The following is a 15,357-nucleotide window of genomic DNA, read 5'->3' as shown; positions in this document are numbered from 1 at the left end:
AAGTCTGCACGACCCGGTTGCGGAGTGTCTCGTGAATATCGGGTTGCCCATCAGTAGTTCCCCCGATAGAGGGAGAAGTCGAGTACGCTGCGATCGGGCAGCCGTACTTGCAGCTCGATACGCTTGCCCACCGAGCAGGGTTCGGTGCAGCTTTGAAAGCTGCCATCGCTGAAATCGACGCCGCTCACTGCGATCTTTACCTGATAGTTGGGGTACTCGTCGCCACTGACACCCGCCGAGGTCTGGGTGAAGCGATTGGCATCGACCCAGTTGCCTGCCGTATCGAAGTCATCCACATCGTTGTAGGCGTAGGGCGCCGGCTCGCCGTCCGGGCCATAGCTGGTCGAGCAGGCCGGGATGATGACACCGTCGACCGTCTCACCACAGCGGTAGCGGCCACCGTTGTGATCCGACTGCTCATCGAAGGACTTTTGCAGGATCTCGCCGGCAAGGCGCTGGGCCAGTTGGGCGGCACGCACCTGCTGTACCGGATCCACCGCCCTGGGCGCCTGGTTGATAAGCAACCCGAGTATGCCGGTCAGCGCCACCGCCAGCAGCACTATGCCGACGATCAGCTCAATCAGGGTAAAGCCGCGCTCAGGGGATCTCATGGATATACCCCTCGGATTCAATCTGGATACGACCGGCTTCCCGCCCATCACTGACCTGCACTATGCACCCATTGCTGCAAACCCCCAGCGGGCGCCCCATCCGATCGAAACGCAACACGAAACTGTTGTTGTTATTCAAGGAGATCGTCATGCCGGCTGAGGGGATGACAGGGCGGCCTCGCGTACGCAAATTGTCGCTCCAGCCAGCAATAGAGCCAGGCGCAGGGCAAGTAGTGCCGGCCATGGACTGGGTGATATGGGCGAATCGGGAAGCGTCGACCACCAGCTGGGTACAACGGTTGGCGGGTTCATGCATATTGACTGTCTGTACCAGCCGCAGGCGGGTCAGCAGTTCATCGCGCAGGCTTTGGGTTTCAACGCCGCCTTTGCCCAGCCATTTGGGCACGGCAAAGGCGGCCAGAATCCCGAGCAGCAGGATCACCACGACCAGTTCAATCAGGGTAAAGCCCTTGGTTGCAGCCATGGGTCTTCTCATCAGGTAAAAGAGAAAGCGAGGCCGAAGCCTCGCTAATTCAAGAGGTTACTGGCAATCGCCTTTATCGGCCGCTAGTTTACCAATTTTAGAGGTTGCTGTAGCCGTGCTGCTCGCTTCGGTATACAACACACACTTGGCATCTTTTTTCAAATCATTGTCTGCTTTGAACTGGTACTGAGCCGGTGTTGCATTTGCAACCACACTGCCGTTCCAAGAACCATCAATAGTTACCGCAAGCTTGATACCGTCATCAGAAGCCTTGGGATAACCATAAGCGGTCTTGATAGAAGTGCCATCAGAGCTTGACACTGCCGCATCATCAGAGCGTTCTTCACCTTCCAGCGCAGACTTGCTATAGACCAGTTGAGCTGAGCTCTGTACTGCAGCCAGGACGCCATCTGCTGCGGCTTTCTTGGCATCATCCTGCAGATTCAGGAACTTGGGTGCAGCAGTCACCGCCAGAATGCCCAGAATGATGATCACGATGACCAGCTCGATCAGGGTAAAACCCGCCTGTTTTTTCATTTCATTTTCCTCTGTTAATTGATGTTGGTGGTCACCTGGCCGGAGGCCGGACGGTAACTGAAACTCATAAAGGCATCCGTGCTGCCCTGCGGATCCTGATACTTGCCATCGCTGCCCTTGCTCAGACTGTTGACCAGATAGTAACGGCAGACCGAATCCAGGCCGTTATTGGTCACGCTGACATAATATTTCAGGTCATTGCCACTACTGCGCACTTCACTGAAACTTGCCGTCGCCTTGGGCGGGTTTTGCAACAGCCCCTCCCAAATTTTGAGGCAGCGCTGGGCGCTCAAGTTGGCCGGATCCACATCGATGCCACCCTCGGCGGACGTATCCATGGGATAGCCTGGCGAGAGCTCGCCATTGCTGATCTGGGTCTCGGTCGGCGTGGTCAGGTAGAAGCGGGAACCGTCATAGAGCACAGTATTGAGCCCGTCCTGCTTGGCACGCCCCTCGGCCTCCCACTGGGCCCGTACCAGCGACACGCCGGTGGCAAAGCCGCCAGAAACCCCTTCCACGCTCGCCTTCTTGGCCTCGTCGGTCACGTCGAGAAAGCGTGGCAACGCCGTCACCGCCAGGATCCCCAGGATCACGATGACGATCACCAGTTCGATCAGGGAGAAGCCGGCAGCCAGCTTCACCATCCCTCTGTGCGGGATTGTTGATGCCCTTGATTTCATTGCCATACTCCCTCCGAAATGGGCGTTATTATTTCATGTGAGTTCAAAAAAATCATGTAGTTGACCCATTTATCAGGCCTCATTCAGAGCGCTTCGTCACACGCCCGTCAGAAAATTGATACATCAGCCAATAACCGTCCCAACCAATTTCGCATCCGCTACCATCCGGACGGGCCAGAAACTGTAGAGGCGGCATGCCGCTCTCCGCCTCCCCGACCAGTGTCAACCAAAGCTGACGGCAGTTGCCGGAGGGAGATTGCGGCGGCATCACCGCCAGCGGCCAGCCCCGCTCATCGAACTGCCACGCGAGATCACCGGCATGGAGCAGTGACGGCCGCCGCGCGTCGAGCCAGAGACCGTGCAAGCGCTGTACCCGCTCGGCAAACTGCTCCCCGAGCAGGGTGAGGGTGACCCGCTGCGCCTCCTCCCGGTTGCCCTGATAGCTCTGCACCAGGGTGGCGACGATGATCATCAGCAGGATCAGGGTGATCCCCAGCCGATAGCCGCTCAACCAGCGTTCATCCTGTTGTGACTGCCTGCTCATCTTGTCCCGCACTCCCCGGCCATCCATTGCCGCGACGACTCCATCACCACTTGCAATACATATCCCATCCTATGGCTGTGAAGATGCGTCTATTTACCGCGAACGGCGCCCATCATGTCCCACCATATGACCGTAAAGATGCGGCCTATTGACCTCGAACGGCCCGTATCATGTCTCACCATATGACCGTAAAGATGCGGCCTATTGACCTCGAACGGCCCGCATCATGTCTCACCATATGGCCGTGAAGATGCGCTTATTTACCGCGAACGGCCCGCATCATGTCCCACATGGGCGTAAAGATACCGAGCGCCAGGATCAACACCATGACCGCCACTATCCCGATCAGGATGGGTTCGATGCGGGCGGTGAGGCTCTTGAGGTCGTAATCCACCTCCCGCTCGTAATACTCGGCTGCCTCGTGCAGCAGATCGTCCACCTGACCTGTCTCCTCCCCCACGGCGATCATCTGCATCACCAGCGGGGTGAACAGGCCGCTGCCACCGGCGGTGCGCAGCAGGCTTTCGCCCCGCTCAATGCCGGCCCGCATATCACGGATCCGGCCCGCCATGTAAGCGTTGTCCACCGCGTCGGCCACCAGAGTCAGCGCCGTGTTCAGCGGCACCCCGGCCTTGAGCATCATGGAAAAGCTGCGGGCAAAACGGGCCAGCAGGGAGCGCTCTATGATGGTGCCGACGATGGGCAGTTTCAGCTGCCATCTGTGCCAGGTCAGCTTGCCCTTCTCACTGGCGGTCCAACGTCGCCAGCCGAATACCATGGCACTGAGGATGGCGATCAGCAGCCACCAGTAGTGCACGAAGAAGTGGGAGGTGGCGAGCAGGATCCGGGTCGCCAGCGGCAGCTCCACCCCGAACTTGGCGAACATGCCGGCAAACACCGGGATCACCATGACATTGAGGATCACCATGGCAATACCGATGGCAATCAGCACGAAGCTGGGGTAGCGCATGGCGGTCTTGATCCGCTTGCGGGTCTCCAGCTCCAGCTCGAAATAGGTGGCGAGCTGCAGGAAGGCCTCTTCCAGCTGACCCGTGTTCTCCCCCACATGGATGATGGCGACGAACAGGCTGCTGAATACCTTGGGATGGGCCTGCATCGAGCTCGACAGCGGCCGGCCGTTGCCCAGATCCTCCCCCAGCGCGTGCAGCGCCCGCTTGAGGGGCTTGTTGTGGGTGCTCTCCTCCAGCCCGGCGATGGCGCGCAGGATCGGGATCCCCGCCCGGGTCAGGGCATACATCTGGCGGCTGAAGATCACCAGCTCCTCGAGCCGCACGCCCCCCTCCAGCAACAGTGACCAGTCGATGGACGCCGATTTGGCCTTGCTGGCTTTCAGCTCGGTGGGCATCACCCCGCGGCGCATCAGCTGCTCGGCTGCCGCCATCTCGTTGGCGGCCTCCACCACGCCGCTGGTGGCATTGCCCTGGCTGTCGCGTCCCTTGTAGGCAAAGTTGGTCATCGCTTACCCCAGATCCTCGGCCAGCCTCAACACCTCATCTACCGAGGTGATTCCCTTGCGGGCATAATCGAGCGCGGTCAGCGCCAGCGGCCGATAGTGTTCGTGTTCGCGGGCCGCTTTGGCGAATCCTTCCGCATCGTTGCGGCGCAGGGCATCCATCATGGGCTGGTCCAGCTCCAGCAACTCATACACCCCGATCCGGCCGGAATAGCCGGTGAAGTTGCAGCTCTGGCAACCACGCCCCTTGTGATAGCGGTGCTGGCCAGGCGCTTCGCCGGAGAGCACGGTGAGCCAGGTCGCCTGCCCTTCGTCCGGCGCCTTCTCCTCGACGCAGTGTTCGCACACCCGCCGCACCAGGCGCTGGGCCACCACGGCCCGCAGCGCGCTCGCCACCAGATAGCCGGGAGCCCCCATGTCGATGAGGCGCAAGGCGCTGGTGACCGCATCGTTGGTGTGCAACGTGGTCAGCACCAGGTGACCCGTGATGGCGCCGCGCAGACCTATCTCCACCGTCTCGTTGTCCCGCATCTCCCCCACCAGCAGGATGTCCGGATCCTGACGCAGGGTGGAGCGCAACACATGGGAGAAGGTGAGCCCTATCTTGGGATTGACCTGCACCTGACTGATCCTCGGCAGGCGATACTCCACCGGGTCTTCCACCGTGATGATCTTCTGGCTCGCCTGATTGAGCTCGGAGAGGGCGCCGTAGAGGGTAGTGGTCTTGCCGCTCCCGGTCGGGCCCGTCACCAGGATCATGCCGTGGGGACGTTTGAGCTGGCGGCGAAAGCGGGTCAGGATCTCCGGCGGCATGCCGGTCTCGGTCAGCGACAGGATGCCGGAGGATTGATCCAGCAGACGCATCACTACGGACTCACCGTATTGCACAGGCATGGTGGAGATCCGCACGTCCACATCGCGGCCACGCACCTTCATGTTGAAGCGGCCATCCTGGGGCAGGCGCTTCTCGGAGATGTCGAGCCCCGCCACCAGCTTGAGGCGCAGCACCAGCGCCTGGGCGATGCGCACCTCGTTGAGGATGTTTTCGTGGAGGATGCCGTCGATCCGCTGGCGGATACGCAGCACCTTCTCGTCCGGCTCGATATGGATATCCGATGCCCCCACCTGCACCGCGTCCTCGAACAGGGAACGCAGCAGCTTGGCTACCGTTGCTTCCCCCTCATCCGCCGCCCCCAGGTTGCTGGCCCCCAGCTCGAAGCCGGTGTCCTGGTACTCCTCCTGCAACTGCTCGGCGAAACTCTCGATCTCGCGGGTACGGCGATAGAGGCGGTCGAAATACTCCAGCAGCTGACCTTCCCGCGCCACCGCCAACACCATCTCGCGGGGGCTGAGCAGGGCGGCGATGGCATCCATGGCGCTCAGATCCGCCGGATCCGACATGGCCACCGTCACCCTGTCATCCCTGAGGTTGACCGCCAGCGCCCGATAGCGGCGAGCCTGTACCTCGGGCAGCATGGCCACCGCCGCCGCGTCTATGGTGAGGTTGTTGAGATCGAAGAAGGGCACATCCAGCTGGCGGGCGAGAAACTGCAGCAACTGCACCTCGCTGATGAAGCCAAGATCGATCAGGGTGGTGCCCAGCTTGCGGCCGGTCTGACGCTGCTGCTGCAGGGCGAGCTGCAACTGATCATCCGAGATGATCTGCTCCTGAACCAGCAGGTCGCCGAGGCGCATTTTCAGTCTGGGTTGTGCCATTGAAACTCCGAAGTTGATTGACCCTGTCGCCCGTCAGGGGGCGAGCTGGGCGACGCGCTGTTCCAGCCAGCTGGTGGAAGCCTCACCCAGATTGCCATGGAGCAGGGCGTTGCGATAGGCGTCCAGCGCCCGCTGGCTGTGGCCCTGGCCATCCTCGGCCACGCCCAGCCCGAGCCACCAACGGCCCTGATCCGGCTGCTGGCGCAGCAGCTTCACATAGAGCTCTGCTGCCTCGGCGTTGCGTCCCAGCTCCTGGGTCAGCCCGGCCCAGGTGGCGTAATAATCGAGATTGGCGGCCAGCTCCGGCTGATAACCGGCGAGCCAGCCAAGCGCCTGTTGCCGTTGGCCCTCGCTGATGGCAAGGCGGGCTAGCAGGAGCCGAAAATCCGCCTGCTGGGGCTCAAGCCTGAGCCCCTCCTCCAGCAACTGGCGGGCTTCGGCCAGCCGACCCTCGCCATAGAGGAGACCCGCCAGCTGCTCCCGCGCCCCCTGGTTGTGGGGATCGTGTTCCAGCACCTGATAGTAATTGTCCTGGGCATCCCTCAGGTTGCCCTTGGCCATGGCGACGGTCGCCTTGCGCTCGGCCAGCACCGCCAGCTCCTGCGGGGAGAGCTCGACGGTTTCGATCTTCAGCACGCCCGGTTTGCGCGGTGGCTCGACGAGCGCCTGCTGCTCCGCGGCCAGCTCGGCATGCAGATCCGGCTGCAACTCCTCATCGCTGGGCATGGGCTCATCGCCTTCCCCGGCCTCATCAGCCTCATCAAACGCGGGCTCGGACAAGGTATACGACTCTTCATCCCTATTCTCATCGGCGACCGAACGCGGCAACGGCAGCGTCGCCGCCACCTCGGCGGGCTCCGGCTCGACGGGCGCGAGCATTGGTGACGGTGCCACCCGGGCCACCACATCGGCCGCCACGGGTTCACTGACCACACTCATAGCCCGGGTCTGCTGCCAGTAGATCCAGGTGCGCCAACCGAGGATCCCGAGGGCCAGACCGCACAGCAGGGTCAACAGCAACATCCACCAGCCCAGTTTGCGGGCCGGTGCGACATAGACGGCAGCTCCCGCGGATCCTTGCTGACGCTGTTCCAGATCCTTAAGCATCTGGTTGATCACGCTCATTGCCAGACTCCATAAGCCAGGGCGCACCCCAGCAGCAGTAACAGGGGCCACCAGCGACCCGGGGCGCCCTTGCGCGCATCATCGGTATCGCGGATGGCGAGGCGCACCAGACGCGGCGCTATCTGCCGCGCCCCCTGACCATAGGCCAGCATCAGGCACTTCTGCGCCAGTACGTTGATAAGTCGGGGCACGCCGCGCGAAGCGCGCCACAGGAGCGTCAGGGCGCGGCGACTGAACAGCGGCGCGCCGCGATAGCCGGAGACTTGCAACCTGTGTTCCAGATAGGCGCGGGTCTCGTCCCGGCTCAGGGGCCGCAGGCAGTAGGAGAAACCGATCCGCTGGCGCAGCTGGCGCAGATGGGGCTTACCGAGCCGGCTATCCAGCTCGGGCTGGCCAAACAGCACTATCTGCAGCAACTTGCTCGATTCGGTCTCGAGGTTGCCAAACAGCCGGATCGCCTCCAGGGTCTCGTCCGGCAGGGCCTGGGCCTCGTCGATCAGCACCACCACCCGGCTCCCCTGCTGATGCAGGGCGATGAGGTGGCGATGGATGCGATCCGTGATATCCAGCTCGCTGCCATCGTGCACCGACAGACCCAGCTCCAGCGCCAGGGCGATGCGCAGCTCGGCCGGAGAGAGATGCGGGTTGGGCAACCAGGCGATGCGCACCGGATGCGCCTCCGAGCCTAGCTCCCCCAGCAGCTTGCGGCACAGCAGTGTCTTGCCGGTGCCCACCTCGCCGGTCACCTTGATGAAGCCCTCCCCCTGCGACAGCGCCCAGTTGAGCACCTGCAGCGCCTCCTCGTGCGGAGGCAGGCCGTAGTAAAAACCGGTATTGGGGGTGAGGCCGAACGGCGCCTCCTGCAGCCCGAAATGTTCCAGGTACATGCCGTCAGCTCCCGCGCCCGGGCCGGGCGGCCTGCAACAGACCACCCGCCAGCACCAGATCATGGGACAGAGCCGGATCCGCGCTCATGCCATCACCCCTTGGGGGGATACCATTTGTCGAGCAGGTCGGCGGAGCGCTGCAGTTCGTTCTGCCAGGTCTCTTTCTCCACCACGGTTGGCTTGAGCAGGATCACCAGCTCCACCTTCTTGGTGCTTTCGCGGCGGTTGGTGAAGGCCTCGCCAACCCAGGGAATATCGCCGAGCAGGGGCACCTTGCTGACGATCTCCTGCTTGTCGGTCTTCATCAGGCCGCCGATGACGATGATGTCGCCATTGTTGGCCTGCACCACGGTATCGGACTCCCGAATGGAGCTTCTGGCCAGCGGCAGCTCCAGCTTGCCACCCGTGGTCCCCATGTCGATCACCTTATTCTGCTCCTCGGTATCGATGACGGAGGGGTGGATGTGCAACAGCACCTTGCCCTCTTCGTCGATCTGGGGCGTCACATCCAGCGCGATACCGGAAAAGAAGGGGGTCAGCTCCACGTTCGGGGTCTTGTCGGAAACGCCGGAGGAGTTGGTGGTGATGGTGGTCGAGGCGTTGGTGACGAAATACTCGTCCGTCCCCACCTTGATCACCGCTTTCTGGTTGTTGGTCGCCGTCACCCGCGGGCTCGAGAGGGTATTCACATCCCCCTGGGTCTTGAGCAGGTTGACCGCCACGTTGAAGTTGCCATCCGTGATGGTGAAACCGGCGCCACCGCCAATCGCCTTGAATATGGGGTTCGCCGCGCCAACCAGGCTGCTTCCCAGCGAACCGGCACCATTCAGCAAGTTGTAAGCAGGGGTACTGCCCGGCGCAGTCAGGATAGGCTGGGCCACCGTCGGAATGCCCTTGTTGCCACCCCAGCTGGCGGTCAGACCGCTCCAGTCCACCCCCTGTTCATAACCCTCGCTGAGGGCTACTTCCAGGATCCGCGCCTCCAGCACCACCTGGCGCTTGAGGTGGCTCTCGGACTGGTTGAGGAACTCGCGCACCGCCTTGAGCTCCTTCGGATAGGCACGAATAGTCACCAGACCCGCCTGCGGGCTGGTGATGACGGCGCGGCCGTCGCCGGTGCCGATCAGCATCTCCAGAGAGGTACGCAGATCGGTCCAGTAGTCACTGTTGGTGTCGGTCTCGATGCGGGTGCCGTTGCTGTTGTCCGAGTTGCCGTTGCTGCCGGACGAGTTGCTGGTGCTGGTGTTGTTGCTGTTGGCGCTGTCGAAACTGTTGTTATTGCTGTTGTTATTGTCGTTGGAGGTGACCCCGCCGGTACTGACCGAGGTGCGGGAGAGGCCGCGCCGGGACATCATCAGATAGTTGACCGGAATGGTCTCGGTCCGCAGGCCGGCCGGGTAGATGTGAAACACATTGCCCTTGCGCTGCACGTCGAAGCCGTACATGTCCCCCACCACCGCCAGCACCTCCTGCAGGGTGACGTCCTTGAGCTCAACGGAGACCAGCCCGGAGACTCCGGGGTGCACCGCCACGCTGTAGCGGGATCCCTTGAACAGGGAGCCGAAAAACTCGACTGCCTCCACGTCGTGGGCGGCGATGCGCAGCCGTTTTTCCGGCATGGGCACGGGGGTCTGCGGCCGGTTCAGCTGCAGCAATTCGCTTTGCACCGATTCGGGCAAGGTGGTCAGGGGGGCGGCCTGCTTCTGCTGTTCGCTCATGGCCTGCTTGAGGGCGTCCTTGGCCTGGGTGGGCTCAGGGTGTCGATACGTGGTACAGCCGGCGGCCATCATGGCCACGGCGATCAGACAGAGACGGTGTGTTTTCATGTAATCAATGCACCCTGACTTGCAATTAAATGCGATAAACCCGGCGCCCCTGTGGGGCCGCCAGGATTAAACCCGAACCTTGCTGGCAAACAGTGTCAGCGCGTGGCGTTTTCCCGCCTTCTCGAGCACGACACCATCGGCCTGGATGGCCACCAGCGTATATCCTTCGATCTGCTGTCCTATCCGGTAACTCTTGCCGTTGAGCACCGCCAGTGCCGGACCGTTGCCCAGCACTATGCTCTGCAATTTCGGCAACCCGGCACTCCCCTGGCTACTGGCCGCGGAGCCACCGGCCATCTCCGCCAGCGGTGCCGTGGGATCCTGCAACACCTCGGTCGGCTGCGCCATGATCTGGGCACCGAACAGGCAGCAACACAATAGGAACCATCTAGCCACGAATGAACTCCTTACTGGTGCTCAGGGTGTAGATCTCCATCTCCACCTGGGCCCCCGGGTAATCTTTCACCTGGTAGTCGAACCGCTTCCAGTAAAAGTGGCGCGGCAGGGCCTCGAGTGCCTTGAGATACTGATACACGTCGAAATAGCCCCCTTCCAGCTGCAGCCGGATGCCGTGCTTGTAGAGATTGATCTTCTGCTCGCCAGCCATCAATGGGGTCGGCTCCAGGGAACTAAGGGCCAGCATGTGCAGGTTGGCAGAGCGGGAGAGCAGCGCCTCCAGCACCTGCGGCATCTCGCGGGCCGGGATCAGATCCACGGTCTGGGCCTTGAGCCGCTCGTCGAGCCGGGCCAGCTCATCCTCGGTGCGCGCCAGCTGTTCCCGAACGCTCTGATCGGGATCTCGCTTGAGGCGAGCCTGCTTGCCGAGATTCTCCAGATCCATGATCTCGCGATCCCGTTCAGCGGCGTTCAGCGCCATGCGGTCCTGCTGCAGTCGGGTCGCGGCGCCATCGAGCCAGCCATAGAAGCCAACCGCCCCCAACACCACCAGCCCGGTCAGCAGGATCAGCACCCGTTCACGCTGGCTCAGGGCGGCAATGCGCTGGCCCCAGTCCTGCCACTGTTCTTTCAGGGTCATCAGGGTTTCTCCCGCGCTATGCCGCTGAGTTGGAAGGTCAGGCGACCCTGCTTGTCACGGCTCAGGGTCAGTTCACCAAACTCCTGGCCCGCCAGACTGGGAGTCTGCTTGAAGCGATTGACCCAGGCGGGCACATCCTGGCTGCGCCCGGCAAAACCGGAGAGATTGAACCGCCCTTCGTTGATTTCAATGCGTTGCAGTGAGAGGTTGCTGCTGCGGATCCGCGACAGATCCGCCATCACGCTGGCATACCCCAGGGATTTTTGCAGGCTCAGGCTGCCCAGCTGGCGCATCAGCCCCTGCTTGGCAGTCAACTCCTCCTGCAGACCGGTGAGCCGCTGTTGCAAGCGGGGATCGGCCTGATGGCGGGCCAGCTCGGCATCGAGCCTCTGAGCCTCGCTACGTTTGTGCGCCAGCTCGGTATTGACCAGTGCCAACGCCCGACTGACCTGTTGCTGCTGCCAGCCATAGCCGGCAGCCATCAGCAGGATCAGCAGCAGGCCGGCGCCCCAGGCCAGCGCCATCTGGTTGAGGCTGGCCCACTGGCGTTTGGGACGAAACTCGGCGCCGTAGAGGTTGATCTGGCGTTTCATCACGCATCCTCCCCGATGGCGGCGGCATAGGCAGACAGATACTCGACCCCCGCCAGCACCGCCTTGTTGGCCATGGCGGAGACGGCCATGCCGAAGGTCTGTTCCATGTGGCGCACCAGGGTACCGATGAAGGAGGAGGCGATGGCCAGCTGCATCTGGCCCAGCTCCGGCAGCTTGAGCTGACCGGTCAGATAGTCGAGGGAGCGCTGGATCTCCAGCGCCAGGGTATCGAGCAGCAGGGCATCCGGCTCCTCCTGTTCTCCGGTCAGCGCCCCAAAGCCGCGCAGCTGGCGGGAGAAGCAGAGTCCGCCCTGATGGAACACCAGCAGTTGCAGATCCTGCCCCCTGGGTTGCCACAGCAGCATGCGCACCGCCTTGTCGGCCTCGTAGAGGGAGGTGAGTGCCAGCTCGTCGCTGACGATGGCATCCAGAGTGGCGACGCCGTTGATGGCCTCCGCCACCTGCTGTACCCGGCTCTTGGGCAGGCAGATCACATTGATCCGCGGCTGACCGGCAGGGGGCGTGGGCAGGTCGACATAATCCATGGCGAGCTGCAGCACGGGTTCGCTGACGTAATCCTTGATAGCCCAGGGCAGGGCGCCGGCCATCTCGGCCTCGGGTACGGCGGGCTTGTCGATCTGGATCTGCTGATAAAGGCTGGCGGCCAGGGCGACACGCACTTTAGACTTGGCGAGGCCATGACGGCTGAACAGTTCATTGACGGCCTGGCCCCACTCGTGCGGTCCGTTGATGGTCCGGGTGGCGAAGACGGGGGGATTGGCGACAGCAGCCAGCATGATCCTGTCATTGGCCAGCAGGAGCCCCACCTGGCGACTTGGCGTTGACCGTTTGAACAGTTGTTTCATGTAAACCGCCCCGTCATTAATTGGCAAAAAGCATGAAATCTTAACATAAACAGAGAATTAGCCTCCAGCAAAAGACGGACTCACCCTTGCAAGACAGCCTTACACCTCTGGCAACGGAGGGGGACAGCCCCCTGCCATCGCCACTGCAACCCATCCGGCATCCCCTGCTCGCCCACTACGGGGTGGAACTCTGGTGCAAGCGGGACGATCTGATCCACCCGACCATCTCGGGCAACAAGTGGCGCAAGCTGAAATATCACCTGCAGCATGCCAGCGAACAGGGCAAGCAGCACCTGCTTTCCTTTGGCGGCGCCTACTCCAACCACATCCATGCCCTGGCGGCGGCGGGCCACCACTACGGGCTGCGCACCACCGGCATCATCCGGGGCGAACCGGAGGCCATCGGCAACCCCACCCTGACGGATGCCAGCCGCTGGGGCATGGCCCTGCGCTTTGTCGACCGGCAGACCTACCGCAGGCGACATGACCCCGAGTGGCTGGCCCGGTTTGCGGCCGCAGACACCCTGATAGTGCCGGAGGGGGGCAGCAGCCCCCTCGCCATCCCGGGGGTTGCCGAGCTGGTCGACGAAGTCCCCTTCTCGCCGGATCTCTGGGTGCTGCCCTGTGCCAGCGGCGGCACCCTGGCCGGCCTCATCGCGGGCAAGCGGGATCCGGAACAGATCCTTGCCATCGCCGTGCTCAAGGGGGGCAGCTTCATCGCCGACGAGGTGTGCCGGCTCTACCCGGCCGCGGCCACGATTCCCGGCTGGCGGATCGCGCTGGATCACCATGACGGCGGCTACGCCAGATTCAGCCCGGCGCTCTGGCAATGGGTGCAGGCCTTCAGCGCCGAGACCGGCCTGCCGCTCGAGCCCATCTACAGCGGCAAGGCGATGTGGGGACTGTTTCGCGAGTTGGCAGCGGGCCGCATCCCGGCCGGCAGCCGGATCGTCTTCATCCACACCGGCGGCCTGCAGGGGCTGGCGGGGCTCAAGGAGCAGGGGCGTCTCTGACGGCGGCTCGCGCCGCCCGACTCAGACGCCGACCGGTTCTATCAGCAGCCGCTCCGGCGCGGCGAACCAGGGCCCCTGACCGGCGTGTACCCCGAGGTGGCGCAGCATCTTCCACTCCTCTTCGCTCTCCACTCCCACTGCCAGCACCCGGGTCGGGGTGTTGGCGCAGCCCCCCACCAGGCTGCGCACCGCCATCTGGTTGACCTGGCGGGTGTGGATCTCCCGCACCAGGCTGGGATGCAGCTTGAGGAAGTTGATCTCGAACTCCTTGATGTACTGGGTGCTCACCACATCTTGGCCGGCGTGGTCGATGGCCAAGCGGCAGCCAAGCATGCGCAGGGAGCGCAGCGGCCGCTTGAGCGCCTCGTAATGACGGGTGACCTGGGCTTCCGACAGCTGCAGCACCAGCCGTTCGTTGGTGCTGCGGGGCAGCTGGAACAGGGCGAAGAAGAGCCAGCGCTGGAATTCACGATGAAGCAGGCTCTGGGCGCTCAGGGTCAGGCTGATGGGGCAGCTGTGCTCGGCGCGCTGGCGCAGGAGCTGCAAGGTCTGCTCCGCCACCAGCCGATCCAGTTGCAGCAGCATCCCCACCTTCTCCGCCATCGGCATGAAGACCCCGGCTGGCAGGGCGCGCCCCTGCTCATCGTGGAGATAGGTGAGCAGCTCCTGCTGCAATACCACCTGGCCGCGATCCTGCTGGATCGCCTGGGTGTAGAAGTCGATGCCATGTTCCTCGAGGCGACGACCAATCAGGGTGCGCCAGCGCACCGAACCCTTGCTGCTCTGCTCCTCCTCCAACTGCTTCTCGTAGAGGAACCAGCCGTTGTGCCCCTGCAGGCGGGCGCTCTTGAGCGCCAGCTCGGCCTCCTCCTGCACCTTGAGCAGGCTGTCCTGGGAGCGGTAGCAGACGGCGCCGAGATAGACGGCGGTCTCGGGGTTGACCTCGTCCGGCCAATGCAGGCGCTGCAGGCTCTTGAGCAGCTGGCTGGCACTATCCACCATCTCGCTCTCGGACATGTTGGGCAGCAGTACGGCAAACACCTGGCCGGCGTAACGCGCCTGCAGGGCGCCGCTGTGCTTGCGCACGAAGGCGCCTATGGTTGCGCTCGCCTGAGCCAGTAGGTCGGGGCCAAGCTGCTCGTACTGTTCGGCCTCCAGCTCCTCCAGACAGGCGAGATCGATAAGCAGCACGCCGCCGCTCATCACGCTCGCCTCCATGATGGCGCTCTCCAGCCGGTTGTCGAAAAACAGGCGATTGCCGATGCCGGTCATCTTGTCGACAAAGGCGTTGCTGCGAATGAAGTTGTCGAAACGGCTGCGCTCCTTGCGGGCATCGGCCAGCTCGGCCAGCAGATGATCGAGGGCCTGACTGGCGGCCACCGGCCACTCCTCGGACGGGTCGTGAGCCAGCTTGGAGAGCTTGTCATCCAGGATCAGCTGGGCACGAATCCCCAGCAACTCGGCCCCCCGCAACTGCTGGCGCAACCAGCGGATGGAGTACCAGAGACCGAACACCACGATGAAGATGCCAAACGAGATGCCCGACATCGCCTCGATGGAGTACTCCACCTCCTTGAAGGGACGCTCGAGCCGGAAATTGACCTGCATGCCGGCCTGGTGAGGAAGCGAATGGCTGTAGGAGAGCAGCAGCTGTTCATCGACCGGGCGTTGCACATCGCGGAACCAGTAGACCCGCTGATCGTTCTGGCGCACTTCCAGCTCGACCACATGGGCGGCCCGCAGCAGGGTAGGCAGCCAGTTGCTCATCGCATCCACGTTCTGGCTGACATCCAGCTGCTCGTCGATCACCTCGACCAGGGCGTCGACCTTCTTCTGTTGCAGCTCCATGCCCAGTTCACGAAAGCTGAAGACCCCGCCGATGAGCACGGTCGCCATGGCGGCGATCACGCACAGGGTGATGAATGAGACAAGCTGTGTAGTCAGTTTCATGTGCTTTTCCGTATG

Annotated in this window: 16 protein-coding genes; 1 reads left to right on the top strand and 15 read right to left on the bottom strand. The window is 62.9% G+C overall.

Annotation, left to right across the window (positions count from 1 at the left end; translation table 11 throughout):
• Nucleotides 1-50: 50 nt before the first annotated feature.
• From LA321_RS08250 to LA321_RS08185, 14 genes are all read right to left on the bottom strand, one after another.
• Complete coding sequence (locus LA321_RS08250) at nt 51-611, bottom strand: type IV pilus modification PilV family protein (RefSeq protein WP_042070293.1); 561 nt, start codon at nt 609-611, stop codon at nt 51-53.
• Nucleotides 598-1,095 carry a type II secretion system protein gene (locus LA321_RS08245; RefSeq protein ID WP_042070292.1) on the bottom strand — a complete coding sequence of 166 codons (498 nt, stop codon included), beginning with the start codon at nt 1,093-1,095 and terminating at the stop codon, nt 598-600. The genes LA321_RS08250 and LA321_RS08245 overlap by 14 nt, the downstream gene beginning before the upstream one ends.
• Before the next feature lie 57 nt (nt 1,096-1,152).
• Nucleotides 1,153-1,632: a prepilin-type N-terminal cleavage/methylation domain-containing protein gene (locus LA321_RS08240; RefSeq protein WP_042029027.1), complete on the bottom strand. Its 480-nt coding sequence runs from the start codon at nt 1,630-1,632 to the stop codon at nt 1,153-1,155.
• A gap of 14 nt (nt 1,633-1,646) precedes the next feature.
• On the bottom strand, nt 1,647-2,318 hold the full coding sequence (mshB, locus tag LA321_RS08235; protein WP_026455899.1) for an MSHA fimbrial major subunit MshB: 672 nt from the start codon (nt 2,316-2,318) through the stop codon (nt 1,647-1,649).
• 73 nt (nt 2,319-2,391) lie between these two features.
• On the bottom strand, nt 2,392-2,856 hold the full coding sequence (locus LA321_RS08230) for a hypothetical protein (RefSeq protein WP_042070358.1): 465 nt from the start codon (nt 2,854-2,856) through the stop codon (nt 2,392-2,394).
• 256 nt (nt 2,857-3,112) lie between these two features.
• Nucleotides 3,113-4,333: a type II secretion system F family protein gene (locus LA321_RS08225; protein ID WP_042070290.1), complete on the bottom strand. Its 1,221-nt coding sequence runs from the start codon at nt 4,331-4,333 to the stop codon at nt 3,113-3,115.
• 3 nt (nt 4,334-4,336) lie between these two features.
• Nucleotides 4,337-6,046 (bottom strand): MSHA fimbrial ATPase MshE, encoded by a 1,710-nt coding sequence (gene mshE / locus LA321_RS08220; RefSeq protein WP_042070289.1) that lies wholly within the window; start codon nt 6,044-6,046, stop codon nt 4,337-4,339.
• Between the two features lie 33 nt (nt 6,047-6,079).
• A complete protein-coding gene (locus LA321_RS08215) occupies nt 6,080-7,171 on the bottom strand; it encodes a tetratricopeptide repeat protein (protein WP_042070288.1) in 1,092 nt (363 codons plus the stop codon).
• Nucleotides 7,168-8,058, bottom strand: coding sequence for an ExeA family protein (locus LA321_RS08210; protein ID WP_042070287.1), 891 nt, complete (start codon nt 8,056-8,058; stop codon nt 7,168-7,170). Before LA321_RS08210 ends, LA321_RS08215 begins: the two co-directional genes overlap by 4 nt.
• 92 nt (nt 8,059-8,150) lie before the next feature.
• Entirely contained in the window at nt 8,151-9,884 is a 1,734-nt protein-coding gene (gene mshL, locus LA321_RS08205; protein ID WP_026455893.1) for a pilus (MSHA type) biogenesis protein MshL, read from the bottom strand.
• 66 nt (nt 9,885-9,950) lie between these two features.
• Nucleotides 9,951-10,280 carry a SctD/MshK family protein gene (locus LA321_RS08200; protein WP_042070286.1) on the bottom strand — a complete coding sequence of 110 codons (330 nt, stop codon included), beginning with the start codon at nt 10,278-10,280 and terminating at the stop codon, nt 9,951-9,953.
• Nucleotides 10,273-10,920: a type 4a pilus biogenesis protein PilO gene (gene pilO / locus LA321_RS08195; RefSeq protein ID WP_042070285.1), complete on the bottom strand. Its 648-nt coding sequence runs from the start codon at nt 10,918-10,920 to the stop codon at nt 10,273-10,275. The genes LA321_RS08200 and pilO overlap by 8 nt, the downstream gene beginning before the upstream one ends.
• Nucleotides 10,920-11,513: a PilN domain-containing protein gene (locus LA321_RS08190; protein WP_026455890.1), complete on the bottom strand. Its 594-nt coding sequence runs from the start codon at nt 11,511-11,513 to the stop codon at nt 10,920-10,922. The genes pilO and LA321_RS08190 overlap by 1 nt, the downstream gene beginning before the upstream one ends.
• Nucleotides 11,513-12,379 carry a type IV pilus biogenesis protein PilM gene (locus tag LA321_RS08185; RefSeq protein ID WP_042070284.1) on the bottom strand — a complete coding sequence of 289 codons (867 nt, stop codon included), beginning with the start codon at nt 12,377-12,379 and terminating at the stop codon, nt 11,513-11,515. Before LA321_RS08185 ends, LA321_RS08190 begins: the two co-directional genes overlap by 1 nt.
• Before the next feature lie 86 nt (nt 12,380-12,465).
• Between LA321_RS08185 and LA321_RS08180 the strand changes: the two genes are divergently transcribed.
• Nucleotides 12,466-13,392, top strand: coding sequence for a 1-aminocyclopropane-1-carboxylate deaminase/D-cysteine desulfhydrase (locus tag LA321_RS08180; protein ID WP_042070283.1), 927 nt, complete (start codon nt 12,466-12,468; stop codon nt 13,390-13,392).
• Between the two features lie 21 nt (nt 13,393-13,413).
• Here LA321_RS08180 and LA321_RS08175 read toward each other — a convergent pair whose 3' ends face one another.
• Nucleotides 13,414-15,342 (bottom strand): EAL domain-containing protein, encoded by a 1,929-nt coding sequence (locus LA321_RS08175; protein WP_042070281.1) that lies wholly within the window; start codon nt 15,340-15,342, stop codon nt 13,414-13,416.
• Between the last annotated feature and the right edge of the window lie 15 nt (nt 15,343-15,357).

It is taken from the genome of Aeromonas enteropelogenes (assembly GCF_020097295.1).
In the GTDB taxonomy this organism is placed as follows: domain Bacteria; phylum Pseudomonadota; class Gammaproteobacteria; order Enterobacterales; family Aeromonadaceae; genus Aeromonas; species Aeromonas enteropelogenes.
The sequence above is the reverse complement of the archived record's forward strand: the minus strand, read 5'-3'. Positions and strand labels throughout refer to the sequence as shown.